The 26,011-nt window shown below is 38.4% G+C and carries 19 protein-coding genes and 4 pseudogenes; 18 read left to right on the forward strand and 5 right to left on the reverse strand.

The window, feature by feature from the left end; translation table 11 throughout:
• Positions 1-164: pseudogene (locus tag FTV18_RS09960) on the reverse strand (IS1595 family transposase); the annotation flags it as partial.
• A gap of 41 nt (positions 165-205) precedes the next feature.
• On the opposite strand from FTV18_RS09960, the pseudogene FTV18_RS09965 reads away from it, so the two are divergent.
• Positions 206-331, forward strand: a pseudogene (locus FTV18_RS09965) (IS4 family transposase); the annotation flags it as partial.
• A gap of 417 nt (positions 332-748) precedes the next feature.
• On the opposite strand, the gene FTV18_RS09970 reads toward FTV18_RS09965, so the two are convergent.
• Positions 749-2,368, reverse strand: a complete 1,620-nt coding sequence (locus tag FTV18_RS09970) for an oleate hydratase (protein WP_004883953.1) — start codon at positions 2,366-2,368, stop codon at positions 749-751.
• 383 nt (positions 2,369-2,751) lie between these two features.
• Here FTV18_RS09970 and FTV18_RS09975 point away from each other — a divergent pair.
• The 3 genes and pseudogenes from FTV18_RS09975 to FTV18_RS09985 all read left to right on the forward strand — a co-directional run.
• A protein-coding gene (locus tag FTV18_RS09975; RefSeq protein ID WP_180017856.1) for an IS4-like element ISAba33 family transposase occupies positions 2,752-3,845 on the forward strand; the annotation gives its coding sequence in 2 pieces (ribosomal slippage) (positions 2,752-3,295 and positions 3,295-3,845; 1,095 coding nt in all).
• A 120-nt stretch (positions 3,846-3,965) separates the two neighbouring features.
• Positions 3,966-4,100 (forward strand): annotated as a pseudogene (locus tag FTV18_RS09980) (IS3 family transposase); the annotation flags it as partial.
• A 113-nt stretch (positions 4,101-4,213) separates the two neighbouring features.
• Positions 4,214-4,336, forward strand: a pseudogene (locus FTV18_RS09985) (VF530 family DNA-binding protein); the annotation flags it as partial.
• A 624-nt stretch (positions 4,337-4,960) separates the two neighbouring features.
• Here the strand turns inward: FTV18_RS09985 and FTV18_RS09990 are convergent.
• Positions 4,961-5,362, reverse strand: a complete 402-nt coding sequence (locus tag FTV18_RS09990; RefSeq protein WP_034170792.1) for an NUDIX domain-containing protein — start codon at positions 5,360-5,362, stop codon at positions 4,961-4,963.
• Positions 5,359-5,949: a TIGR00730 family Rossman fold protein gene (locus tag FTV18_RS09995; RefSeq protein ID WP_159123826.1), complete on the reverse strand. Its 591-nt coding sequence runs from the start codon at positions 5,947-5,949 to the stop codon at positions 5,359-5,361. The genes FTV18_RS09990 and FTV18_RS09995 overlap by 4 nt, the downstream gene beginning before the upstream one ends.
• A gap of 519 nt (positions 5,950-6,468) precedes the next feature.
• Here FTV18_RS09995 and FTV18_RS10000 point away from each other — a divergent pair.
• From FTV18_RS10000 to FTV18_RS10065, 14 genes are all read left to right on the forward strand, one after another.
• The gene (locus FTV18_RS10000) at positions 6,469-7,437 is read left to right on the forward strand and encodes an alpha/beta hydrolase (protein ID WP_180017858.1); all 969 of its coding nucleotides are present in this window, start codon (positions 6,469-6,471) and stop codon (positions 7,435-7,437) included.
• 336 nt (positions 7,438-7,773) lie between these two features.
• Positions 7,774-9,285 (forward strand): aldehyde dehydrogenase family protein, encoded by a 1,512-nt coding sequence (locus tag FTV18_RS10005; protein ID WP_180017860.1) that lies wholly within the window; start codon positions 7,774-7,776, stop codon positions 9,283-9,285.
• 412 nt (positions 9,286-9,697) lie between these two features.
• On the forward strand, positions 9,698-10,819 hold the full coding sequence (ribBA, locus tag FTV18_RS10010; protein ID WP_180017862.1) for a bifunctional 3,4-dihydroxy-2-butanone-4-phosphate synthase/GTP cyclohydrolase II: 1,122 nt from the start codon (positions 9,698-9,700) through the stop codon (positions 10,817-10,819).
• Between the two features lie 11 nt (positions 10,820-10,830).
• On the forward strand, positions 10,831-11,301 hold the full coding sequence (gene ribE / locus FTV18_RS10015; protein ID WP_004280926.1) for a 6,7-dimethyl-8-ribityllumazine synthase: 471 nt from the start codon (positions 10,831-10,833) through the stop codon (positions 11,299-11,301).
• A gap of 4 nt (positions 11,302-11,305) precedes the next feature.
• Positions 11,306-11,755, forward strand: a complete 450-nt coding sequence (gene nusB / locus FTV18_RS10020; RefSeq protein ID WP_005233270.1) for a transcription antitermination factor NusB — start codon at positions 11,306-11,308, stop codon at positions 11,753-11,755.
• A gap of 17 nt (positions 11,756-11,772) precedes the next feature.
• Complete coding sequence (gene thiL / locus FTV18_RS10025) at positions 11,773-12,690, forward strand: thiamine-phosphate kinase (protein WP_180017864.1); 918 nt, start codon at positions 11,773-11,775, stop codon at positions 12,688-12,690.
• 22 nt (positions 12,691-12,712) lie between these two features.
• Positions 12,713-13,189 carry a phosphatidylglycerophosphatase A gene (locus FTV18_RS10030; RefSeq protein WP_180017928.1) on the forward strand — a complete coding sequence of 159 codons (477 nt, stop codon included), beginning with the start codon at positions 12,713-12,715 and terminating at the stop codon, positions 13,187-13,189.
• 20 nt (positions 13,190-13,209) lie between these two features.
• A complete protein-coding gene (gene glmU, locus FTV18_RS10035) occupies positions 13,210-14,574 on the forward strand; it encodes a bifunctional UDP-N-acetylglucosamine diphosphorylase/glucosamine-1-phosphate N-acetyltransferase GlmU (protein WP_180017866.1) in 1,365 nt (454 codons plus the stop codon).
• Positions 14,575-14,586: 12 nt separating this feature from the next.
• Complete coding sequence (gene glmS / locus FTV18_RS10040) at positions 14,587-16,425, forward strand: glutamine--fructose-6-phosphate transaminase (isomerizing) (protein WP_180002650.1); 1,839 nt, start codon at positions 14,587-14,589, stop codon at positions 16,423-16,425.
• A 154-nt stretch (positions 16,426-16,579) separates the two neighbouring features.
• Positions 16,580-17,383, forward strand: a complete 804-nt coding sequence (locus tag FTV18_RS10045) for a TnsA endonuclease C-terminal domain-containing protein (RefSeq protein ID WP_180017868.1) — start codon at positions 16,580-16,582, stop codon at positions 17,381-17,383.
• On the forward strand, positions 17,367-19,529 hold the full coding sequence (locus tag FTV18_RS10050) for a DDE-type integrase/transposase/recombinase (protein ID WP_180017870.1): 2,163 nt from the start codon (positions 17,367-17,369) through the stop codon (positions 19,527-19,529). Before FTV18_RS10045 ends, FTV18_RS10050 begins: the two co-directional genes overlap by 17 nt.
• Before the next feature lie 33 nt (positions 19,530-19,562).
• Positions 19,563-21,245: an AAA family ATPase gene (locus FTV18_RS10055; RefSeq protein WP_180017872.1), complete on the forward strand. Its 1,683-nt coding sequence runs from the start codon at positions 19,563-19,565 to the stop codon at positions 21,243-21,245.
• Between the two features lie 2 nt (positions 21,246-21,247).
• Positions 21,248-22,780, forward strand: a complete 1,533-nt coding sequence (locus tag FTV18_RS10060; RefSeq protein ID WP_180017875.1) for a TnsD family Tn7-like transposition protein — start codon at positions 21,248-21,250, stop codon at positions 22,778-22,780.
• A 111-nt stretch (positions 22,781-22,891) separates the two neighbouring features.
• Positions 22,892-24,490 (forward strand): Tn7-like element transposition protein TnsE, encoded by a 1,599-nt coding sequence (locus FTV18_RS10065; RefSeq protein WP_180017877.1) that lies wholly within the window; start codon positions 22,892-22,894, stop codon positions 24,488-24,490.
• A 325-nt stretch (positions 24,491-24,815) separates the two neighbouring features.
• On the opposite strand, the gene FTV18_RS10070 is transcribed toward FTV18_RS10065, so the two are convergent.
• Entirely contained in the window at positions 24,816-25,880 is a 1,065-nt protein-coding gene (locus FTV18_RS10070) for an acyltransferase (protein ID WP_180017880.1), read from the reverse strand.
• Positions 25,881-26,011 lie beyond the last annotated feature (131 nt).

Genomic DNA, 26,011 nt, shown 5'->3' on the forward strand with positions numbered 1-26,011 from the left:
TTTGATGATCATAGATAGTTTCTCTAAAAAGCATGTACCAATAGTTAATCGTATTACGATTTAAATTGAGTAATAAGGCTGTTTTGGAAGCAGGAATATCAACACAAAAGCATTGAATAATTTTTTTTAATCTTGTAGTGACTTAATTTACTGTTTTCTATCATGATTCTAGACTAACATAATCATTTTGCTAGTCTAGAGCCTTCGCTACGGTTTGGACTATGTTCAAATGGCTATTCTACGTTTGATTGGTTTTGGAAAAAAAGAAGAATTTAAGAAAGTGCTAGCAATTTTAAGAAAGAAAAAGCCTGATAGGACAAGGATCCTATGAAATTTGTCGTGTACAGAGGTAATTTTTATGAAATCTAAAATCATGAGAAAAAGATAGAAAAGCACTTAGTCAGTTTCGGAGTATTTAAAACGTGGAGATGTTTTTCCTATGTTGATTAGTCAATTTATTTACGAATGAGGTATAAAGTTTTATCTAATTTTTCTTTTTATCCAATTTAAAATTAGGTGCGTACACGGCCTCAACTTTCAATAAAGTATAAAAGGTGTTTGTGTAGGCAATACCCTTACTTTTGATAAGCCAAAAGAAAGCAAAAGCCTTTGTTACCCATACATAACATCCCTATTATGATGGATAACGTGTGGCATCCCTGCCACACTCGTGTATCCAAACGTTGCTTAAATTAAACTATGTAATAGTGGCGACATAAAGGTGCTCTTATCGCTATATATTAAAAACTTAGTGGAACACTGTTTCTAAAGCTTTTAAACCCACTTTGGGATCAAGTAGACCGTTGTAAATTTCAGGGATTTCACGTTCCACCCCAAAAAATTCATAAATGGCAAGCATCGCCCCACGAACTGAATATTCCACAGTAAAGACCACGTCATCTTCAATTTCCACAAACTGTCCAAGGAAAGCAAAGTTTTGTGAGCCTTGTGGAATTACCTGTGGACGGTCCCCCGGTTTACGGCAGGCGAATAGGGCAGAGGCGTATGGCATCATGGCGGTAGTAACATCAGTCGTTGCCAAAACATGATCTAAAATGTCGTCAAAACCGAGCTGTTTAATCAGTTCTGTTAGGATTTCTTGCCCCGTGGCTTCGGACATTGGTTTTTTGATGTAATCGCCTATATGGTCAATTTGGAAACCGTAGCCCCATAAGGTATATAAACCTTCAGGTAAGTCGGCAAAGTGTGGCTGTGCAGGAACCACGATGGATAAATGCCAACCCGACTCATACCAAGTCATGAGTGCGCCTGTGCCTGGTTCGTTGCCTGTATAGTCAATAATACGTTTAAGTAGCACGTCATCTTTCATGGTCAGAGTGAAAGACTCCCACTTATGTTCATCGACATTGCCATAAAAAGTCATTGGACGGCCAAAGTCTGGGGCTTTTTGTGCCAGCGTTTCCCAAAGCGTCCAGCCATGATCTTCTCGATGACGAATAAGGGCAGGCACGTCATGATTACCGCCATAACGTGAGTCTGCTGTAATAGAGCCTAAAGTGAAAATAGCTAAATCATTGGCTTTCAGATTAATTTGCTCTGAGCCTTCAGGCAATTGTACATATAGACGTGAAGCGTAGCGTTCTTGAGTTTCAGCATTGGTAATGAAGTCTGCATCTGTGACATAGTGTCCAAAACGCACATCGACGCCTTGTGCGACTAACCAACGCTGTAGGGGCAGAATCATCGAGTCATATTGGTTGTACTTGGTACGTTTCACACCCGCTAAGGTATGAATGCGTGGCAATTCTTGAATAAAACGCAAGAAATAGCGTCTTAACTCTGCTGCACTGTGCCATTTTTGAAAAGCGAAAGTCGTGCGCCACATGCGCCAGAAATTGGTTTCAAAAAAGGTTTCATCAAAAAACTCATCAATGCGGCGACTGCCAATTTTTTCTTCTTTTGAAGCTAATAGGCGCAGCATCTGTGCACGATGTAGCGTATTCAGACCAAGCTTTGCTGCATCCGCAATGACATGTTCGGCATCAATCAACCGTGCATTGGCGTGGGTTTTCACTTTTTCATTAAACTCACGACATTCTTCACGCACCGAAATGTCTGGATTTTCCAAAGATGGAATACTGGAAAATAAGTCCCATAGGCACAAATAAGTTTCATCGGTCAGCATTCGCCCACCACGTGTTACCCAAGCTTGCGCGGCATGCGGTGTATGTCCACCATCCATCGAACCACCTGAAATATCGAGTTCTTCTAAAATATGGATATTTTTAGCAGGGACTTTGGCATCACGGATTGCAAATGCAGCAGCAGCCATACCTGCGATACCACCACCAATAATCCAAAGATGGGACTGTTGCGCGTCTAATGGGGTGCGCTTCTTATTTTGCATGGTTCACCTTTAATTATGATGTTAAAAATTATGAAGTAAAAAAATTGGTTTAGAAAAACCTTAAAAATAGTATGTCTTTTTATATATGAAAAATGTATGAAATGGGAAGCAATCCCCTCATTATATTTTGTAATCAAAAATAGACGTATGATGGCTATTTTTAATACACATTTGTCTTTTTATTAAAATTGAATATGATCTAAATAATTGATGTTAATGTTTATTGTTGAGTAATTGCTCTATTGTTGTTTTCACTATGCCGTATGCTAAATTTCTTTAAAAATAGGCTTTTTATTTATCATTAAAAAATATCTTTGTACACGACAAAAAAAGATAACTCATTGAAATAATGGCATAATACTTGTTTTCTGACGACGAATATGATGACACATTTCAATGAGTTACATCTCATCTTAAACAAATATCTAAAGTGGAACAAGTCACATGCAAAATGTTTTACACTGATTATGCTTGCATTAATTGTAAAACAGACATGTAATCTTTCTTCTGCATCTAAAGCCTTACCCATCAAGTGCTTACCACAATCATTTTATCGACGTATACAACAACGCTTCTTTGCAGATCAGTATTTCGATTATCGTCAAATTTCTCAGTTAATTTTCAATATATTTTCATTCGATAAAGTCCAATTAACTTTGGATAGAACTAATTGGAAATGGGGAAAACGAGATATTAATATCTTGATGTTAGCCATCGTCTATCGTGGAATAGCGATACCTATTGTTTGGACATTGCTCAATAAACGTGGAAATTCAGATACAAAAGAGCGTATTGCTTTGATTCAACGCTTTATCTCCATTTTTGGTAAAGATCGTATTGTGAATGTGTTTGCAGACAGAGAATTTATCGGTGAGAAATGGTTTACATGGTTAATTGAAAATGACATTAACTTCTGTATACGTGTTAAAAAAACTTTATTGTGACCAATCACTTAGCCAAGAATCATAAAATTAGTGATTTATTTCGTCATCTTCAAGTTGGTCAAACTGAATGTCGTAAACGACGTATTTGGGTTGGTCGAGTGAAACTGTATATTAGTGCGCTACGATTAGAAGATGGAGAACTTTTACTTGTTGTTTCTCCTATGTTTAATGCTTCTGCTATTCGTGATTATGCATTACGCTGGGAAATCGAAACGTTATTTAGTTGTCTCAAAGGACGTGGATTCAATCTTGAAAATACTCGTTTAACAGACCCTAGACGAGTCAAGAAATTGATAGCAGTGCTAGCTATCGGTTTCTGTTGGTGCTATTTAACAGGTGAATGGCAACATGATCGGAAAAAAGCGATAAAAATAAAGAAGCATGGACGACTTTCAGTAAGTTTATTTCGCTACGGTTTGGACTATGTTCAAATGGCTATTCTACGTTTGATTGGTTTTGGAAAAAAAGAAGAATTTAAGAAAGTGCTAGCAATTTTAAGAAAGAAAAAGCCTGATAGGACAAGGATCCTATGAAATTTGTCGTGTACAGAGATCTGTGTTATAGCGTTTTAAAACATCAGACTGCCTATCAAAGAGATTATTTATTAGCCGAATAATCTCAAAACCTGATTGACTACCAAGACGGTATCTCAGGTCGCTGACTTCACATATATTAAAACTCATTCAGATTGGGTCTAAACCACATTTATTATTGATGTTTTTTCATGTGCAATTGTTGGCTGGAAAGTATCAACACGTAAGAATACAGATATGGTGCTTGATGCGCTGAGTTATGTATCGTCTTTTGAGCTTGAAGCAATGTACGATTATAAGATTAACCCGTTAGGTCAGGTGGCCTAACTTAAATAAAAAAGTCTCCGACAAACCCGGTACGGTTCAGTTTTTGCATAGACCCAAGTGTTAAATCATCATTACGATTCTTGCGTACCACACCATGGACACGTGAAAAAGTAGAAAGCTTATATTTGTACGTCTTACGCCAAAAGGCCAAACAGAAACCGTAGCCTCAGGCAACACCCCTCTCATCATAAAATTATACCAGTCAGTAAAACACTCTTAGATTAAGCATATGAATGTTGGTTATTATTGTTGATTATCACAATAAATTAGTGACCAAAAATCAAAGTACCCTACCCCACCTTAAATTACGTCACACAAAATTAAAACTCTATATAACTGTTATATATAGAGTTTATTAACATACCAATTATGTAATTTAGTGTATTTTATGTCGGTGACTCTTGCCAAGGTTGGGGTCGCGAGTTCGAGTCTCGTTTCCCGCTCCAGATTCAAAAAGCCCTGATCGAAAGATTGGGGCTTTTTTTATTGCTATTCTCAATAATTCAATATTCTGATTAAGCCTGCTTTTTTCTCAAATTAAGAAAATTTCCTTAAATTTTGAACCCATAGAACCTTGGTTCAATTTATCCTTTTTAAAGAAGCCTTAACGAAATTATTGCATTTCATACAGGTTGAGGCTTCTAATTCATCCAAGCAATTAATGATAAAAAACCATAAAAAAAGCCCATTTGAGGGGAAATGGGCTTTTGTAAACATCAATGTTAACGCTCTAATATGACAATCTGGTTAAATTTCATATCTATAGATTAAAATTTTTTGAGATCCCATTAGATTCCCAATAGTTGCTTACACCATGGAATTGAAATATCCCGAGTTAAAGGGGCTAAAGGCAGGTCTGGATGATTGAGATCAACCCATTGCATTTCCGCAAGTTCAGCCTGAACCTGTGGCTGACTTTTTAACTTAACCTGATACAAATAACTGACCAGCGAATGATTCAATTCGTTCGCAGCCACGGTTTCATATTTGCCAATATAAGACAGTATTTCCATCTCACAGCCTGTCTCTTCCAGAACTTCCCTAGAAAGTGCAGCTTCAGGCAATTCATTGGGTTCCAGCTTTCCGCCCACATGCATAAAGAAATCGGTATCTTTTTTACGAACCAACAAAATCTGATTCTGTTCATTCAGAATGATAGCCGCAGCAATCGTAATCACTTTATTACTCATACCGATTCTACTACCTTTACGCTTTTATTCCATTTCGGTTCAGGCGCATGATAATGCTCCAAAGCATCCAAAACTTCCTCAATTGAACTTGAGGAAATCAAGGCATCGGTAAAACGTGACTGGGTAAATCCAGCCTCAGTCGTTTTCATCAAGAAATTCAGCAATTCATCATAAAATCCATGGATATTTAAAAATGCACAAGGTTTCTGATGAAGACCCAATTGCCCCCAGGTCAACTGCTCAAAAATTTCTTCTAAAGTCCCCACCCCGCCCGGCAAAGCAATAAATGCATCCGCCAGATCAGACATTTTTGTCTTACGTTCATGCATATTTTTCACCACATGCAGCTCTGTTAACAGCGGATGGGCCAATTCTGCATCGACCAGATTTTGTGGAATTACTCCAATGACTGTTCCACCAGCATGTAATGCACTATCAGCCACAACACCCATCAGTCCAGCTCGGCCGCCACCATAAACCAGCGTGATTCCCCGTTTCGCAATAGACTCACCCAAAGCTTGGGCCTGCTCTTTAAAATTTTCGCTATTCCCCATAGCTGAACCACAAAAGACTGCAATAGATTTCATTTTTTATCCCCTCATCGATCAACATATTCTAACTGCATTAAAATAAAAAAATTGTCTTAAAAACAAGCAAAATAGCCATAATCGGCTAATTTATCGAAGCGCATGATTCAGAATAAATTCTCACTTCTACAGAAAAATACGGATAATTTTCAGTCAGATTTGTACGCATTGACTTACATCGATTCCAGTTCTTTGCAGCTATCCCAGATAGTAGAATTTTCCTATGATACTTACATCAGGAACAGGAAGTTCCATATAACAATGACAATAGATAAGCACAAGGATTGTAAGGTACGACAGGAGTTATACCGAGCTAACCAATACGAAAAACCCCGGCAGGATGCCGGGGTTTTTTATTAATTTTTATTTAGTCAATCAGGCTGCCAATGACCTGAGATTTTATATTTGGCTATTTTTTGAATAGGACTACTGATCTCAAATGGATCAGACAGCAGGATTTGACAAATGCAAGCCAATCCACAAGGATAAGTGAATAAAAATAATCATGAGTAGAACAATATGTCCCATCCGCTTTCCAGCCTTGAATATCAACCTGATATTCTGGGTGAAGGTTATGAACAGGCCACTTTAGAATTCCCGCCAGATACTGAAGGCACAGTAGTTGCCACACTGATCCGCAAAAAGGCAGACCAACCGACCTCTAAAGCTGTCCTCTATATTCACGGCTTTATTGATTATTTTTTCCAGACTGAAATGGCAGAGCGTTTTAATCAGCAAGGTTTTGATTTTTATGCACTGGATTTACGTAAATACGGCCGATCCTATCTGTCCCATCAGAAACTTTATAATGTCTATCATCTTTCAGAATATGATGCAGAAATCAGCCAGGCTCTTGAAATTATTGGACAGGAAGGCCATGACACGGTTTTACTCAGTGGCCATTCTACTGGCGGGCTAATTACTACCCTGTATGCAGCACATCATCCGGATCATCCCTTAATTAAAGGCTTATGGCTCAATAGCCCTTTTTATGACTTTAATATGACGCCTTTTGAGAAAAAGTTTCTGGTGCCTCAATTAAGCTATCTGGGAAAACGTTTTCCGGAAATGCTATTTCCTAGCCGCTTAAATCGTCATTATGTGCCTAGTCTGCATATCAGCTATCAGGGTGAATGGCATTTTGATCTGGAATGGAAAAAACCTAGCTATCACTGGGTGCGTCTGAGTTTTGTACATGCCATTCACGAAGCACAAAAAGAAATTCATCAGGGTGTGCGTTTAAATATTCCAACTTTGCTGATGCATGCCCACAAAACCACTTATCCCCTACGTTTTAACCGTAATGCTCAAACCAGTGATGTGATTCTTCAGGTACGCGACATGATTGAACATGCGCAGAAAATCCAGGGCGATGTGAAACTCTGTTCGATTCAAAATGGGATACATGATCTGGTTCTTTCAGAAAAACCGGTCCGTGAGCAGGTCTATCAGCAGCTATTTCAATGGCTAGAAGATCAAGCCCTATAAGCCAGATGAACAAGATAGGTAGCAAGCTCTGCCTGTCTTATTTTTCAATAATTTTATTTATCTATTTCGCTTGGATATGAAATAAAAATATCAAGCTGATCAGTAATGCTTTTTACATATTAAAATCATGTCATTATAAAAATAAAATATTGAAATTTATAAAAATAATAAATTCCATTTTTATCCAAATGTTGCCTTTTGTAGCAAGCTTGTAAGTATTTATCCTGCGATTTTTTTCCCTCTCTATAGTAGAGCTGAGATGTTGAATCTGAGGGCTTTTGCAGAGCAGAAGTGGTTCGGCATTCATCAATAATAATCATATCAAGGAATAGAATTATGCGTTATGCAGATCCCAATACTGACGGTTCAAAAGTGCAATTTAAATCCCAATACGAAAACTTTATTGGCGGCAAATGGGTTCCACCCGTCAAAGGTGAATATTTTGATAATGTCTCGCCCGTAGATGGTAAAGCCTTTACCAAAGTTCCGCGCTCATCAGTGGAAGATATTGAACTGGCGCTGGATGCGGCTCATGCCGCCAAACAGCAATGGAATAACAGCTCCCCTACTACCCGTTCCAATATTTTATTAAAAATTGCCGACCGACTTGAAGAAAATCTTGAGTTACTAGCAGTTGCAGAGACTTGGGATAATGGCAAGCCGATCCGAGAAACCCTGGCAGCCGATATTCCTTTAGCCATTGACCATTTCCGCTATTTTGCCGGCTGTATTCGCGCCCAGGAAGGCGGCATCTCGGAAATTGATGAAGATACCATTGCCTACCATTTTCATGAGCCATTGGGCGTTGTGGGGCAGATTATCCCGTGGAACTTCCCGATTCTGATGGCTGCCTGGAAACTGGCACCTGCCCTTGCAGCCGGAAACTGTATTGTGCTGAAACCCGCTGAACAGACACCGGTGAGTATTTTGGTGCTGGTTGAGTTAATCCAAGATCTGTTGCCTGAAGGCGTATTAAACATCGTGAATGGCTACGGCGTTGAAGTCGGCCGTCCGCTGGCGACTAATCCACGCATTGCCAAGATTGCCTTTACCGGTTCTACCGCTGTGGGTCAGTTGATTATGCAGTATGCGACTGAAAATATTATTCCTGTGACTTTAGAACTTGGAGGTAAATCACCAAACTTGTTCTTTGCCGACATCCTGGATCAGAAAGATGATTTTCTGGAAAAAGCTCTGGAAGGCTTTACCATGTTTGCCCTGAATCAGGGTGAAATCTGTACCTGCCCTTCACGTGCGCTGGTTCAGGAAAGTATTGCCGACCAATTCCTGGAACTTGCAGTAGAGCGAGTGAAAAAGATCAAGACTGGTCATCCCCTGGATACCGAGACCATGATCGGTGCTCAGGCTTCTCAGGAGCAGCAGGACAAGATTCTCGGCTGTATTGCTACTGGCCGTGAAGAAGGTGCGGAAATCTTGTTAGGCGGCAATGAGCGTCAGGAAGTGGGACAAGGTTTTTATATCGAGCCAACGATTTTTAAAGGTTCCAATGACATGCGGACCTTCCAGGAAGAAATTTTTGGACCGGTACTGGCGGTGACCACATTCAAAGACTTCGATGAAGCCATCAAGATTGCCAATGATACGATTTATGGACTCGGCGCCGGTGTCTGGTCACGTTCAGCACATACTTCTTATCGTGCTGGTCGTGCCATTCAGGCCGGTCGAGTCTGGACCAACTGCTATCACATCTACCCGGCTCATGCAGCCTTTGGGGGATATAAAAAATCCGGGATTGGCCGCGAAAACCATCGCATGATGCTGGATCATTATCAGCAAACTAAAAACCTGTTAGTGAGTTATTCAACCAAACCAGCAGGCTTCTTCTAAACTGATCTAAATTCGGGTGGACTTCGGTCCGCCTGATTCATTCATTATTTCAAACAGAATTTTAAACTGATTGGTAAAAAATTTATAAAGGGAAGAATGAGGAGGTATACGTATTTTTAGGGGCTGTATTAAACCAATAAATAAAACTGCATAAAAAATAAGAGATTATTTATAATTATGTTGATTTTAAATAAGTTTGTCATTTTTTATGCTTTCTGATCGTTTAAAAATCCAGCATAAAGCCTGTGCTTTCATTTAAAGTCGACTTTTCATGCTACGCAAGACTGTGTATAACAATGAACCCCTGAGGGAAAGCAATAAGCATAGGCAAAATTGCTTAAAAAGCGTTAGACTATGCAGTAATAATGTCATGATTCGGTCTGGTATAGATCAAAAAAGAAGGTGAAGGTTGATGCCGCTCAATACAGTTGAAGAGCTTGTAGCAGATATCCGTGCAGGAAAAATGGTTATCCTGATGGATGACGAAGACCGTGAGAATGAAGGCGATCTGGTGATTGCTGCGACCCACGTGCGTCCTGAAGACATCAACTTTATGATCACCCATGCGCGTGGTCTGGTTTGCCTGACTTTAAGCAAAGAACGTTGCCAGCAGTTAAATCTACCCTTGATGGTGGATGCCAACGGTGCTCAGCATGGAACCAACTTCACCCTTTCAATTGAAGCAGCCAACGGCATTACTACCGGTATTTCTGCAGCTGAACGTGCGCACACTATTCAAACTGCGGTGGCTGCACATGCCAAACCAAGTGACATCGTACAGCCAGGACATATCTTCCCATTGATGGCACAGCCAGGTGGCGTATTGCACCGTGCTGGTCATACTGAAGCCGGTTGTGACCTGTCTCGTCTTGCGGGTCTTGAGCCAGCTTCTGTGATCTGCGAGATCATTAAAGAAGACGGCACCATGGCACGTCGTCCAGATCTTGAAATTTTCGCAGAAAAACATGGCCTGAAAATCGGGACTATTGCCGATCTGATTCACTACCGTATGACCAATGAACAAACGGTTGAGCGTATCGATCAGCAAAGTATTGATACTGAATACGGCAGCTTTGACCTGTACCGCTATCGTGAACTGGGTAATCCGGATATCCATCTGGCCTTGGTCAAAGGTGAGCCTAAAGAGGGCGTGACCACAGTGCGTGTACATGGTTTTAACCCGACCCGCGACTTGCTCAAACTGAACAAGCAAGATGGAGAACCGGCCTGGAATCTGGATCGTGCCTTAAAAGAAATTTCAAACAGTGATCGTGGTGTTCTGGTCTGGATTGGCCAGCGCCATTTACAGGACTTAGGCCCGGCATTAGATACCCTGAAAACACCAAAAAATGTAAAATCCAATGCTGCCCTGTCTCAGCAGTATCAGACCATTGGTGTCGGCGCACAAATTTTACGTGACCTCGGCGTGGAAAAAATGAAGCTGCTTAGCTCTCCATTACGTTTCAATGCCCTGTCCGGCTTTAACTTAGAAGTGGTGGAATACATCACCGCACAACAAACATCAGAGAAATAATCGAGGTTCCTATGGCAGTTCGCCGTATTGAAGGTATGTTGCATCTCGCGAACGAAGACCGTTATGCGATTTTAGTTGGTCGTTTTAATAGCTTTGTTGTTGAACATCTGTTAGAAGGTGCCATTGATACATTGAAACGCCATGGCGTATCAGAGGATAATATCACTGTTGTTCATGCACCTGGTGCTTGGGAACTTCCTGTAGTTGCGAAAAAACTGGCAGCTTCAGATCGTTTCGATGCCATCATCGCGCTGGGCGCTGTGATTCGTGGCAGCACGCCTCACTTCGATTTTGTAGCTGGTGAATGTGCCAAAGGTCTGGGCGTAGTTGGCTTGGACACTGGCTTACCAGTGATTAATGGTGTATTGACTACGGATAGTATCGAACAGGCGATTGAACGCTCGGGTACAAAAGCAGGTAATAAAGGTAGTGAAGCTGCCTTGACTGCTATTGAAATGGTTAACTTGTTAAAGGCTATTTAACGCTATGTCGCAAACACTTCAAGCAACTTATGCAGCAAAACGTAAAGCACGTCGCTTTGCTGTACAAGGAATTTATGAATGGCAGATGAGCCACAATCCGGTGCATGAGATTGAAGCACGTACTCGTGTGGACAATGCCATGCACAAAGTGGATCTCAGCTATTATCATGAATTGTTGACTCAAGTGGTTGCCAATCATGAAGCATTGGATGCTTTGCTTATTCCTGTGCTGGATCGTGAACTTTCTGCACTTGATGGTGTAGAACTCGCTACACTTCGCCTAGGCGCCTATGAACTCAAAGAACATCTTGAGATTCCATACCGCGTGGTTCTGGATGAAGCAATTGAGTTAGCTAAACACTTTGGCGGTGCAGACAGCCATAAATACATCAATGGTGTATTGGACCGTTTAGCAACAACTTTACGTGCAGCAGAAAAACAGCAAGCCAACTAATCTAGTCGAATTGTTATATGGCTGAGTTTTCGATTATCGATACCTATTTCAATCGTCAGAATAAAAATTCTGTCGATTTAGGCGTTGGCGATGACTCAGCCTTGCTCACCCCTCCTCCACAGCAACAACTGGTCATCTGTGCCGACACCCTCGTTGCTGGACGTCATTTTCCTTTAGACACCGATCCTCATGCGATTGGCTGGAAATCTGTCGCTGTTAATCTTTCTGATATTGCAGCCATGGGCGCGACCCCGCATAGTATTTTACTCGCCTTGAGCCTACCCCAAATTGATCATGACTGGTTAAAAGCCTTTAGTCAGGGTCTCTATGATTGTTGCGATCAATTTGGTGTGAGCTTAATTGGTGGTGATACCACACAAAGTCCTCATTTGACCTTATCTGTGACTGCCCTGGGCTGGGTAGAGATTGGTAAAGCTGTACCCCGTTCAGGTGCCAAGCCTGGTGATCTGATTTGTGTATCCGGTACAGTGGGTGATGCTGCTTTTGCTTTAAATCATCTCGGTCACCCATTACAGCAACGTTTGGATTATCCAACCCCACGCTGTCAGTTGGGTACTGCCTTAAAAGGCCTAGCCAACAGTATGATTGATGTCTCGGATGGCCTCGCACAGGATCTGGGACATATTCTCAAAGCTTCTCAGGTAGGAGCGACTTTAGGACTTGAAAAGTTACCGATCAGTCCTGCCCTGCAGGCATTAAATGATGAACAGCGTTGGCAATACGCACTCGCGGGTGGTGATGACTACGAGTTATGCTTTACAATAAGCCCGCAAAATTATGAAAAATTATTGCAAAAACATCTAGATGTTTCGATTAGTATAATTGGCTCCATTCAGCAGCAACACGGTTTAACTTTTGAAAAAGATGGCGTAGATCATTCACTTCAATTTAACGGATATCAACATTTTGCATAAACCTGCGATCAATTTTAAAAGCATGTCATGGATCAACCGGCTCATTGTCTTTAGTGGGGTAGGATTTGGTTCTGGTCTGGCGTCTAAAGCGCCCGGAACTTTTGGTTCAGCTTTTGCACTTTTATTTGTACCCATCTGGCTCTACTTAGGTTTTGTAAATAGTCTTTTTGCCATTGTCATCATGTCCCTGGTTGGCATATATATCTGTGGCCAAACTGCCAAAGTCATGGGTGTGCATGATGATGGACGTATTGTCTGGGATGAGTTTGCAGGACAATCTATTACCTTCTTACCACTGATCTATTTAGGTCAGATGAACTGGTTATGGCTACTCATTGGCTTTGCCCTGTTCCGATTATTTGATGTCTGGAAACCTTGGCCGATTCGAGTCATTGACCGTCAGGTTGGGGGTGGTTTTGGCATCATGCTGGATGACATTATCGCTGGCCTCTGGGCAGCACTTTGTATTTGGATTTATTTTTACTTCACGATGGCTTAAGCCATATCTAGGATTAGAACATGTCTACGACTGTGATTATTCTTGCTGCAGGTAAAGGAACCCGTATGCGTTCCAACTTACCGAAAGTATTACAACCGCTTGCAGGACGACCTTTACTCGGCCATGTGGTCGACACAGCAAAAAAACTCAATGCAGACAATATTATTACCATTTATGGTCATGGCGGTGAGCAGGTTCAGTCCGCATTTGCAGACCAGGATATCCGGTGGGTAGAGCAGGCTGAACAGCTTGGTACCGGTCATGCCGTACAAATGACACTACCTATTTTGCCTAAAGATGGTATTTCACTAATCCTGTCGGGTGATGTCCCTTGTATTAGCCAGCAGACGCTTCAGAATCTGCTTGATGCTACTCAAGAGCAAGGCATTGGCCTGGTGACATTAACGCTTGCAGATGCCAGTGGTTATGGTCGTATTGTGCGTAAAGATGGTCAGATTCAAGCCATTGTTGAACATAAAGATGCTTCTGAAGAACAGCGTCAAATTAAAGAAATTAATACCGGTATTTATGCGGTCAGCAATGCCAAATTACATGAATGGCTACCAAAATTGTCTAATGACAATGCACAAGGTGAATATTACCTGACCGATATCGTGGCAATGGCACTAGCAGATGGTATGAGTGTTGCATCTGTAGAACCTGCGTTGGCTTTTGAAGTGGAAGGCGTCAATGACCGTGTGCAACTGGCTGCTTTAGAGCGTCAGTTCCAGGCTTATCAGGCTAAACAGCTGATGCAGCAAGGCGTCCATCTCATTGACCCAAGCCGTTTTGACTTACGTGGTCAACTCACTGTTGGTAAAGATGTGCGGATCGATATCAATGTCATTATCGAAGGTGAGTGCGAACTCGGTGATAATGTTGAAATTGGTACAGGCTGCGTAATTAAAAATACCAAGATTGCTGCAGGTACTAAAGTTCAGCCATATAGCATCTTTGATCAGGCAATTGTGGGTGAAGAAGCACAGATTGGTCCATTTGCACGCTTGCGTCCAGGGGCAAAACTGGCAGCTGAAGTCCATATTGGTAACTTTGTTGAAGTGAAAAATTCTAGTATTGGTCTAGGTTCCAAAGCGAATCACTTCACTTACTTAGGTGATGCTGAAGTTGGTAGCGGTTCCAATATTGGTGCAGGAACAATTACCTGCAACTATGACGGTGCCAACAAATTTAAGACCATCATTGGGGATCATGCTTTTATTGGTTCTAACAGCTCTCTGGTTGCACCGGTCCAGATCGGTAATGGCGCGACAGTGGGAGCGGGTTCAACGATTACCCGTGATGTGGCAGAGAACAGTTTAGCGGTAGAACGTTCCAAGCAATTTGCCAAAGAAAACTATCAGCGTCCGCAAAAAATCAAGAAATAAGAGGAAGTTAGTATGTGTGGTATCGTCGGTGGCATCGCGGAACGTAATATCAGCAATATCTTAATTGAAGGCCTAAAACGTCTTGAATACCGTGGCTATGACTCTGCGGGTCTGGCCTTAATCAATAATAGCCAGGTGCTCCGTGAACGTCGTGTGGGTAAAGTCGCGAACCTTGAACAAGCTGTGAATGAATCACAGATTAATGGTTCATTAGGCATCGCGCATACACGCTGGGCAACTCATGGTAAACCGACTGAAAACAATGCTCATCCCCATATTTCGGGTAATGTTGCTGTGGTTCATAACGGGATTATTGAAAACTACCAGGAGCTGAAAGATGATCTTGAAGCTTTAGGCTATGTATTCACTTCACAAACTGATACTGAAGTGGTTGCCCATCTGGTTAACGATGCACTGAAATCTACCCCTAGCCTGCTTGAAGCAGTACGTCAGGTCGTACCACAGCTGAAAGGTGCTTATGCGCTCGGGATCGTACATACAGATCATCCAGATGAATTGATTACTGTTCGTGAAGGTTCACCACTGGTCATCGGTGTCGGTATTGGCGAGAACTTTATCAGTTCTGACCAGTTGGCTTTATTACCAATCACGAATCGCTTTATCTATCTTGAAGAAGGTGATATTGCACGTCTGACCCGTACTACCATTGAAGTATTTGTGGATGGTCAACTGGTAGATCGCCCAGTGAAAGAACTGGATGCCACCGTGAGCAATGCCTCTAAGGGTGAATATAAGCACTATATGCTCAAAGAAATCTATGAGCAACCTGAAGCGCTAAAACAGACTATTTCACAAGCCTTGAATGGCAATACCTTGCGTGAAGATTTTCTGGTAAATGCGGAACAGGATTTCTCAACAATCCAGCAAATCCAGATTATTGCCTGTGGTACCAGTTACCATGCCGGCATGATTGCCAAATACTGGTTTGAACAGCTGATTGATCTGCCTTGTCAGGTCGAGATTGCCAGTGAATTCCGCTACCGTACGCCAGTGATTGTTAATAACACACTCTATGTGTGTATTTCTCAGTCAGGTGAAACAGCCGATACCTTAGCTGCTCTGCGTGATACCCAAAAACGTGCTACATCAAAAGGTGTAAATATTACGACGATGACGATTTGTAATGTTGCAACTTCTTCAATGGTACGTGAAACAGATTACAGCCTGCTGACTTTAGCGGGTCCTGAAATTGGTGTGGCTTCGACCAAAGCCTTTACCACCCAGCTCGCAGCTTTGATGTTACTGGTACTGAAAATCGGTACAGTGAAAAATGCCATTTCAGCTGAACAGATGACTGAGATCACGACTGGACTATGGCATATGCCTAAGGTACTGCTAGATACTTTAAGTCATGATGATGAAATTCTGCGTCTCTCTGAACTCTTTGTAGAGAAACAGCATTGTCTGTTCCTAGGCCGTGGTACACACTTCCCGATCGCACTGGAAGGTGCACTGAAGTTGAAAGAAATTTCTTATATTCATGCAGAAGGTTATGCGGCGGGTGAGCTGAAGCACGGTCCATTGGCACTGGTGGATAATGACATGCCAGTAGTAATTCTGGCACCGCAAGATGACATGCTGGATAAACTGAAATCCAATATGGAAGAAGTTCAGGCACGTGGTGGTGAATTATTTGTCTTCGCTGATGAAAATAGTGGCATTAAAGCCAAAGAGCGCCAGCATGTCGTGCATATTCCTGAAGTAAACGCTGTTTTAGCGCCAATTGTTTATTGTATTCCAGTACAGCTACTGTCTTACCATGTGGCAGTCCTGCGTGGTACTGATGTTGACCAGCCACGTAATCTGGCAAAATCAGTAACAGTTGAATAATTCATAAAATTAGCCTGTTATATGATGTATTTAGGTAATAAAGTATCACCCTGGGTAATATAGTTTCATCTTTAGCAATAAAGTATCATCTCATATTGATTAAAGATTGATCGCCTGCTATTCTGAATAAATAAAGAATAGCGGGCGATTTGTTATGGTTACAGAACATCAGCAGAAACGCTGGATCAAAGAAGGACGTGGTCAAGGCTATCTAAAAGATTATAAGCCATGGATTACTGTACGAGATGTTAGCTCAAAAGGTCGTTCTCACCGAGTTTTTGGCCATACAACGAAACGCACCCATCATTTATTATCTGATTTAGAACTTGCAATTTTTCTACTTTTAGACTGGAATCCGTTAATTACTGATATCCGAGAGCAGTTTCCCTTGCCTCTCAACACTACGCTCGAAATTTCAGAAAGAGCTCAAATCTCTCACCCTAAAGTTAAAGATGCCCTACAAACTATCAGTTCAAGTTTTTATGTAAATAGTCAAAGTACTAACCAACCAAATTTTGTCATCCGAACTAAATACACAAATAGCTTACAGGATGAAAGAACCGTTGAAAAACTAGAACTTGAGCGTAGATATTGGAAAAGTACAGATACACCTTGGTATATCCTTACAGAAAAAGAAATTCCTTCAGTTATTTTGAATAACATCAAATGGCTTTATCCAGCCATGAGAGAATCTAGTGCTGAAATTCATGATCGTTTAAATGATTATATTCATATATTTACACAATATCCTGAACTCGAATTAATTACTTTAAGCAAAAAAATAGATCAAGCATATAATTTAACGATTGGTACGTCTTTAGCTGAGCTCCGAGAACTGCTTGCTCAACGTTATTTTATTTTCGATATAACCAAAGACTATAAAAAGATTAAAGCCTCTGAGATCAAGTTAGGAAATTTTGAAATATGGGAGGAGATTCGCCATGTTTCGAATCAATAGTGTATATAAATTTCAAGGTAAAGATTACCGCATTCTTAAAATTATTCCTTCTCATATTATCTGGATTGATTTAAATCATCCTAATGCTAATCCCTCTATAATAAAAAAAGAAGAACTGATTACAGCCATAGAAGTAGGCGAAGCAGAAATAACCGATGATCCTTTTGCCGATATCTCCTTGATTAATGTGACAGAAGGCTCTGTACAGCAAAAAAAACGTGATATGGGAATGAACATTATAGATTTACTCATATCTAATGAGCATTTCTATGATCCATCTATTCGTTTTAGCCTTGTTAAAATAATTATTGAGCAGCATAAAACAACTCATCAAACCATTTATAGATTAGCACGTCGATACTGGCAACGAGGTCAAACACCAAATGCACTTATTCCCAGTTATAACAATTCTGGTGCTAAAGGTGTTAAACGTATTGCAAAAAATAAAAAACTAGGTAGGCCAAGAAAATATAGTGAAGGTATTGGTGCATTAGTTGATCAGAATATCGAGCGACTTTTCAGAATTAATATTAATAAATATATGTTAACAAAGGATAAAAATTCTTTGAGTTATGCCTATCGTAAATTTTCTACGATGTATCATTCATTATTTCCAGATACTCCTGATAGCGAAATTCCGACCATCTGGCAATTTAAATATTTTTATGAGCGTGAGTTTCCAAAAGTGGCTCAACTTACTGCTCGAACCAATCCGATTATCTATGCAAAAGACATCCGAGAGCTCCATTCTACTGTCAACACCCAAGTCCTAGGGCCTGGTTCTCGCTATGAAATTGATGCAACCATTGCTGATATTTATCTTGTATCAGATTCAGATCGTGCTTGTATTGTTGGAAGACCCACTATTTATTTAGTTGCTGACGTATTTAGTAGAATGGTGGTTGGTTTCTATATTGGATTTGAAAATGCCTCCTATGTAACTGCAATGCAAGCTCTACAAGTCGCTATGACAGATAAAGTTGAGTTATGCAAACAATATGGTTATGAAATTACACATGATGACTGGCCATGTATTGGATTACCCGATGCTATTTTGGCAGATCGGGGAGAATTATTAGGACATCAGATTGAAGCTTTAGAATATAACTTTTCTATCCGTATTGAAAATACTGCACCTTATCGTGGAGATTTAAAACCAATTGTTGAACGTTATTTCAGAACTATTCAGACAAAATTTAAGCCTTTTGCTTCTGGCGTAGTACAACAGGTTAAAGAAAAAAAACGTGGGGGCTCTGACTACCGATTAGATTCAACACTTACTATAACTGAATTTAAGCAGATCATTATTGGTTCAATACTTGCACATAATACATCCCATCAATTAACAACTTATGATCGTGATATAGATATGCCTAGTGATTTGCCTTTAGTTCCTATTCATTTATGGAATTGGGGAATACAACATCGTGTGGGTCAGTTAAAACAAGTTTCTGAAAAAGCATTACATGTTGCTTTATTACCTAAAGTTAAAGCGACCTTGTCCGACCTCGGCCTAAAAATGTTTGGAGTATTTTATAATTGCCCTGAAATATATAAACAAGGCTGGATGCATCGTAAAAAATCTATTTCTCGTCCAGAATCATTACAAGTGGCTTATGATCCAAGTAATGCAGAAATAATTTATGTGTTTTATCAGAAGCATAGTTTAGATTATTGGGAAGCTACACTTTCTCCAAGATCTAGAGAGTTCATAGGATGTAGTTTTTGGGAAGTTTGGCAGGTTCAACACGAACAAAAGAAAACGAAAGCGGCTCAAAACCTAAAAACCGATAGGTCTCAAGCAAGCCTTGAAGAACATATTGAATCAATTATTGCTCGGGCAGATGCAAAAAAACCTTCTTCAACACTTAGTAAAAAAGAACGGTTGACTGATCTTCGTAAAAATAAACAAGCTGAAAAAGACAGTGAAAGATTGAAACAGAGAAACAACAGCCAAAAATCGTCAAAATCTGCATTTACGGTTCTAGACCACTCTGAGCAGTCTTCAGAAAATCAAAGTAATATTATTCCTATACCTAAGTCTAGGCAATTTATAAATTTAGAAAATGATGAAGATTACAAACTACGTTTTGGCATTTATCAAGAGTTGCTAGATGACCTTGAAGATTGTGACGATGATAACTGATATTCAATAAATTCAAATAAGCGGGATACAATTATGACTAATAAAAATGACCATGCAGTGTATACAGTAAGCCCAGTTTCTGACTATCAGGGAAACCCTTTTATTGAGGCACTACCCGAAATTTTTGAGGCAAAAGATACAATCCAAGCCATTAGGGGTACTATCGAATTTAAATTATCTGATCGACAACTACCCAACAATACTCGTGCTCATATTATATCCCAGTTATTAAATAATTTTTTTCACCCTATTAAACGACATTTAACATTAGAACAAAAAATTTCTATTATGTTGAGAAAAGGCTATGTAGGACGAAATATTACTACAGGTGATTTAAATCGGCATTTACAAAATAGTTTTGAACATATTAAAAGCAATGATTTTAATGCTTCTCGCCATACAGATTTAATATCAACAGCACAAAGTCTAGTGTTTATCGGTTTCTCTGGTAGTGGCAAAACAACCACGTTAAATCGCATTCTTAGAAATTACCCACAAAAAATTTATCATCCTGAACATAATTTCACTCAGCTGGTCTATCTAAAAATAGACTGCCCATATAATGGCTCACTTAAATCCCTATATTTAAGTTTCTTTAGTGCTGTTGACCGTGCTTTAGGAACTAATTATGAGCAACAATATACTCAAAAAAGACATAATGAACAAAAGCTCTTGCAACTTATGGGACACATTGCTCATCTTCATGCAATCGGTCTTTTGGTGATTGATGAAATTCAACACCTCATGGCAAACAGATCTAAAAATTCTGATGAAATGTTGAATTTCTTTGTGACTTTAGTGAATGTTTATAGCTTGCCAATCATTATGGTAGGAACACCTAAAGCAAGTAACATATTTGAACGTGATCTGCGCTCATCACGTCGAGCTGTAGGTTTTGGTTCAATTCACTGGGAACCTATAAAAAATGAGCCTGTAATAAAAACCCCAGATGGGAAAGTTCGAAAATCTGAGTGGATGACATTTACAGATGCTCTTTGGAAATATCAGTGGTTAAGAAAAGCTGATCTCGCACTCTCAGAGGAGTTACGACAATGCTGGTTTGATCTAACCCAAGGTATTTTAGACGTAACAGTTAAGCTTTTTGTCCTTGCACAAATACGAGCAATTGAATCTGGTTTAGAACGAATCACTGTAAAATTGCTCCAAAATACATATCAAGAAGACTTTAAACCAATTCATCATATTATAGATGCCTTACGTTCAGGTGATGCTCGACGAATTGCACAATATCCTGATTTGATCACACCTGAAATTGACAGACAATTGTTAAAACTTTTTTCCAAAATCGAAGAAAGTACAATTGAGCAAGAAGATGAGCTTGATGAATATCAAGGACATGATGAATCTATGCGTTTACATGCTCTGTTACTTGAGCTTGGTTATGACTCCAAGATTTTGATACCGATGGTTAAAAAAGTATTTATTAAACATCCTGACAAGCATTTGACCGAACTACTATCAATTATTTTGGACTGGTTAAAACAGAATGAAGATTCAACAAAGAGCCCTCCACTCTCCAAACCTAAAATATCCAAACCTAAACTACTTAAATATGATCAATGGCATACATTGGATTCAGTTGACTTACGTTTTCAATTTTCACAAAAAAAGAGTGGTCAAAGCTTTTATGATCATCTAAAAACTGAAACAGATTTGATCTTTGATATACCTGATTGGATCAAACAAGTGAGTTAGTTATGCTAAATTTCCCTATGCCTTATGAACATGAGCTAATTTATAGTACGGTGGCTCGTGCTGGAATCCGCTTGGCATTTGAAAGTCCCAAGCAATTACTTGATGCTGTATTTGAAAATAGACAGGTTATTGCGACGGTTGATTTACCCTGCCATCTTAATGCGATCGTTAATCAGTATTCTGAACAACAATTGACTCTACAAAATATAATATACAAACATACATTATTTCCTATATATGCACCTTTTGTGCCTGAAGCAAGAAGAAAACAATGTATCAAATGGATGGGTAATATTTCACAAGGTTCGGTACATCTTTCTTTGGGAATTAATGCTTCACGAGTCCCTATTATTCATAGACTACGTTACTGTCCACAATGTCTGAAAGAGCAAGCGTTTCAAAAAGGAGAATTTTACTGGTTGAGTTTATGGCAAATTCAGGGAGCTTGCTGTCCGCAACACGGTAATCTTGTAGAATCAAGACTAGATTTAAGATCATTACATCGACATGACTTTATAGCACCTTCAGATGTTTTTTGTACTGAGTGGAATCAGGTACCAGCAACAAGTGATGAACTTTTTATTAGTTCTAAAATAATAGAATTGTTATCTACACCGCCTTTTGTATCACCGAGTTATGAACAGTGGACGATGTTTTATAATGAACTAGCCAGACGGAATAACTGTATCCGTGGGGAAAACCAAATTGCTTTCGATCAAATTTCAGAAAAAATATCATTAAGGTGGCCAGAAAAATTTCTTCAGCAATACCATTTAGATGACTTAGCTTCTGAAACCAGTTGGCTACGTCATATTTTTAGAAAGCATCGCAAAAGCTTTAGTTATCTGGAGCATATTATTACAATCGAAGCTTTTTTAAATACTGACTGGTCTTTTACAGATATCTTCACTCAAGTTAAGTCCTTCCAGAAAGCAACTACTCAACAGAATAATCAAATAAAATTCCAGGATACTAATTTTGAAATAACTAGAGCTGAGAATCGTGAAAAATGGGTAGGTTTAGTACAAGAACATGGGGTTAAACCGGCTCGTCACCTGCAGGCAGCTCTTTATGCATGGTTATATCGAAACGATAAAGACTGGCTATTGCAGACAAACCAAAATTTCCATCAGAAATTTATTCCTCAAGGGACTAAAATTGATTGGCAAAAACGCGATCTTTTTTATGTAAAGCAACTTGTCCAACTTAATAATACTTTAATCTGGGATTTAGATAGCCCGAGACGCTCTATGAAATGGTGGTTTAAACAGACGTCTAATTCAAATACATTAGAGAAAAATTTACATAAATTACCTCTGATTCAACTTTTTCTAGAACGGTATAGTGAAAATATTAGCTGTTATCAAATCAGACGCCTAACAAAAGTGTTTATCGATATTAAAATCAATAAACAATCAATTCCTCAGTGGCGCATTCTACGAAAAGCTGGATTAAGTGAAGAACGAATGACATCTGAAACGAAAAGATTTCTAGAATATATCACTCTTGAATCCTCTCAAATTATTCAAAATTAATTTGATTAAATCGTTACCTTACTGAAATTAAACTTTGAAATTTCAATAAAATAAACTTTAATATATAGTCATTTTTGTAAATCAACCAATGATTAAAATGGTAAAATCCTGATGATAAAAATTAAAAATTTTCCTAAAAATTCGAGAATTACTTTTTTAGGTTCTATTTTTAAAGACATAAAGAATAGCGAATGGAATATCACTATTGGATTAGAAAATGATAAATATTCAACAAAAGATCAGAAATATATATTAAACCACGCTCGTTTTTCTAATATGCCATTACTGGCACGCAACCGACGTTTCAATCAGACTGAAACCTTTACTCCTTTTAATGAGTCTACGATCACTATTAAAATAGATGATTTACAAAAATGGGATGTTGTAACTAATCAATCAAATCAGTATCATTTCAGCCATATTGTTAGCGATATTCATGCAAAACTAACTGATATTGAAATCGTTTTACCTCAGATAGAGCTTGCTAGAGTATTATTCTTCCATAATGCCTATCTATCTCGTGGTGCATTGGATCAAGGCCGTCTTACTCGGGAATTTGATATTATAAAGGAAGATCATCAAACTCTGATCAATATTCCTGTACTCTGTAACTTCCCAATGTCCCAATTTAATAATATAGGGATGCGCCGCTTGCTCGCATGGATATTACTCGATACAGAAGCACGAACATCTTTTGAAAGCATCTCCAAGAATTTTTTAAGTGAGAAATTGCAGACAAAATTCCGGGAATTTTGGAACTTCAATTTTGTGCCACCGTCCTTAAAGGATACTGAAATCACATTAAAAGTATATTTTAGTGCGAAGCAAAATAAATATTACGTAAATGAAATTCTAGCAATATCAAACTTACCTAGTGAAATTAATCATACGGTCATTTTTTGTAGTCCAAAATTTACTGTAAAAAATACTCAAGTAAGTTCTGGAGGTTCTTCAAGAGGCAGTAAAACTCCAAGAAATGAAGACCCTATAATTGATAATGAGAAAGAAGCTAATAGTGATAAGCCAACGGTAATTATTGATTCACAAAAAATAATAATGTCACTCGCATCACCTTTTGAAACCCAAAAAGCAATAATTAAACGTTCTGGTAAAAAAGGTAAAATTAATAACGATGATATAAATATATTACCTGAACCTCATGTAGGTACAGGTGAATCTAGTATTTTTGGTGAAATTGGCCGAGGAGAGTTTGAAAATTGTCAAGATGAAAGTGATGATCTTGAACTATTCATGAAACGATTTGAAGCATTTCAAGCTATGATTGAAGAATTCAGATCACAGCATCATATTCCATCAAAAGTTAAATTTACCATTTCTAAGCTTCCTGCTGTGAATCGATCCAAACTACACCTGACCGATGATGGTATCCTTCGATGTATCGCCGAAGTACAACTAGAATTTCAAAATAAGCAATTTATCATTCTAGAAATTGATACTAGCGACAACCGAAAATCACTGTCTACATTAATTATTAAGGTTAATAATACGGAAATCTGGGATCAACATTTTCCAAAATTTAAAGAAGATATTATTAAACGCTCTTTACGTTGGCCTACCGCAGAATCCTTAAATAACATTGGTATTCCCAAAGGTGTTAACCATCCAAAAAATAAATTTGAGATCACTATATCCGATAAAGAATTTAAAGATTGGAAAAACCGATTTATAGAAGTTTTAAAATCTACTTAATTGATATTTCTATAGTATAAGAAATTGAAAAATATCTTTTGTTAATTGGATATTCCTTCGTTTCATGGGACTTAATCTTGCACCTATCTGTACATCAATAACATAAGTACTTTGATCTCTAGATTATATTTCCTTATATTTAGGATGATACTTTATTACTGATTTTTTTATGGAGTTGAGGATACAGCATGATTTACGATGATACTTTATTTTCAAAATAATAAATCATGCACTATATAAATCAATTAGTTAACACAAATTTAGGGTGCAACTTTATTACTAGCTTACATATGAGGATATTGACTACTCTCATATAACAGGTTAACTATATATTTCTTAAATTCTGAATAAATATTTTAATCTTTAATATCCATATAGAATTTGATTTAAATGAATTCTTAACTGCCCTATTTAAAGGGACTTCAATAAATTTATTTACATAGTACCCAATGAAAATACAGATCACATATAAAAATAAAGCAAAATTAAGATTTTGAAAAAAGTAATAGCTTATATATAATTTTGTTCCTATAACCAGTATGAATGGGTGACTTAGATAAATAGAATAAGACGTGTTCCCTAATCTATCTAAAATATTTACAAATTTATGATAGTGGTTTTTAAAAAAGCTTTCCAGACCAATCACACCAACCACACATAAAAAGGCTGGTACTCCCCTGTCCAAAGCACGACCGAAAACAGTTTCAAACACATTAAATATATTCTGAAAAAAAATAAATGCAGTTCCCAATAGAATCAGAATAATATTCAGAATAAAGTTTAAATTGCATTCTATATAAATGAGATATGCACATATACCCAAGGCATACTCCAAAAGAATCACATTAAAAAAGAACACCTTATCTAAATTTAATACCAATATTCCTACAGCGGGCAAAAAGGTTAATACCGCTATTAATGCAATATAATTTATTTTATTTCTAAAAAAATAGAGAGATAAAGCAAAAATGATATAGAAATAAACATCATAACTTAGGGTCCAGCCATTTTGAACAAGGAACTTATGCTCACCTGGAATTAACAAATAAGAAGCTATAATATTGGTATATCCACCACTCATATTAATAAGGTCAGGGTTATATAAAAAAATACAAAGAGCCACAGTGGTAAAGAACCAATACAGAGGCAATATTCTTTGCATCCGCCCTTTTAAAAATTTTATAGGGGTTATATTTTTTTTAGCTGTCGTTAAACAGATAATAAACCCGGACATTACAAAAAAAATATCAACACCTGGTCCTCTAAATCGATACCATTCTAAGGACAGGATATTATACTGATGAACTTTATTTTCTATATGACTGAGCAAGACAAAACTTGCAGCAATAAATCTCAATATATTAATTGAATATAATTTATTATTAGACATATTTTTCGTCCTTATAATTTTTCTAATACAATACTTTATTTTTCAAATGAAACATTATTTTAATATTATGTAACCAGCTGAATGGTAAAAATCTTTATTTGGGTTAGAATATATTTTTCAATTGTACTCTT

It is taken from the genome of Acinetobacter sp. YH12241 (assembly GCF_013417535.1).
Lineage (GTDB): Bacteria > Pseudomonadota > Gammaproteobacteria > Pseudomonadales > Moraxellaceae > Acinetobacter.

Coding starts and splice junctions, on each gene's coding strand:
- FTV18_RS09995 (WP_159123826.1), bottom strand. CDS start 5,949: ATGAAATCTATTGCAGTCTTTTGTGGTTCAGCTATGGGGAATAGCGAA.
- FTV18_RS10050 (WP_180017870.1), top strand. CDS start 17,367: ATGTTTCGAATCAATAGTGTATATAAATTTCAAGGTAAAGATTACCGC.
- glmU (WP_180017866.1), top strand. CDS start 13,210: ATGTCTACGACTGTGATTATTCTTGCTGCAGGTAAAGGAACCCGTATG.
- FTV18_RS09970 (WP_004883953.1), bottom strand. CDS start 2,368: ATGCAAAATAAGAAGCGCACCCCATTAGACGCGCAACAGTCCCATCTT.
- FTV18_RS10065 (WP_180017877.1), top strand. CDS start 22,892: ATGATAAAAATTAAAAATTTTCCTAAAAATTCGAGAATTACTTTTTTA.
- thiL (WP_180017864.1), top strand. CDS start 11,773: ATGGCTGAGTTTTCGATTATCGATACCTATTTCAATCGTCAGAATAAA.
- FTV18_RS10045 (WP_180017868.1), top strand. CDS start 16,580: ATGGTTACAGAACATCAGCAGAAACGCTGGATCAAAGAAGGACGTGGT.
- glmS (WP_180002650.1), top strand. CDS start 14,587: ATGTGTGGTATCGTCGGTGGCATCGCGGAACGTAATATCAGCAATATC.
- FTV18_RS10060 (WP_180017875.1), top strand. CDS start 21,248: ATGCTAAATTTCCCTATGCCTTATGAACATGAGCTAATTTATAGTACG.
- ribE (WP_004280926.1), top strand. CDS start 10,831: ATGGCAGTTCGCCGTATTGAAGGTATGTTGCATCTCGCGAACGAAGAC.
- FTV18_RS10000 (WP_180017858.1), top strand. CDS start 6,469: ATGTCCCATCCGCTTTCCAGCCTTGAATATCAACCTGATATTCTGGGT.
- FTV18_RS09990 (WP_034170792.1), bottom strand. CDS start 5,362: ATGAGTAATAAAGTGATTACGATTGCTGCGGCTATCATTCTGAATGAA.
- FTV18_RS10055 (WP_180017872.1), top strand. CDS start 19,563: ATGACTAATAAAAATGACCATGCAGTGTATACAGTAAGCCCAGTTTCT.
- FTV18_RS10070 (WP_180017880.1), bottom strand. CDS start 25,880: ATGTCTAATAATAAATTATATTCAATTAATATATTGAGATTTATTGCT.
- ribBA (WP_180017862.1), top strand. CDS start 9,698: ATGCCGCTCAATACAGTTGAAGAGCTTGTAGCAGATATCCGTGCAGGA.
- FTV18_RS10030 (WP_180017928.1), top strand. CDS start 12,713: ATGTCATGGATCAACCGGCTCATTGTCTTTAGTGGGGTAGGATTTGGT.
- FTV18_RS10005 (WP_180017860.1), top strand. CDS start 7,774: ATGCGTTATGCAGATCCCAATACTGACGGTTCAAAAGTGCAATTTAAA.
- nusB (WP_005233270.1), top strand. CDS start 11,306: ATGTCGCAAACACTTCAAGCAACTTATGCAGCAAAACGTAAAGCACGT.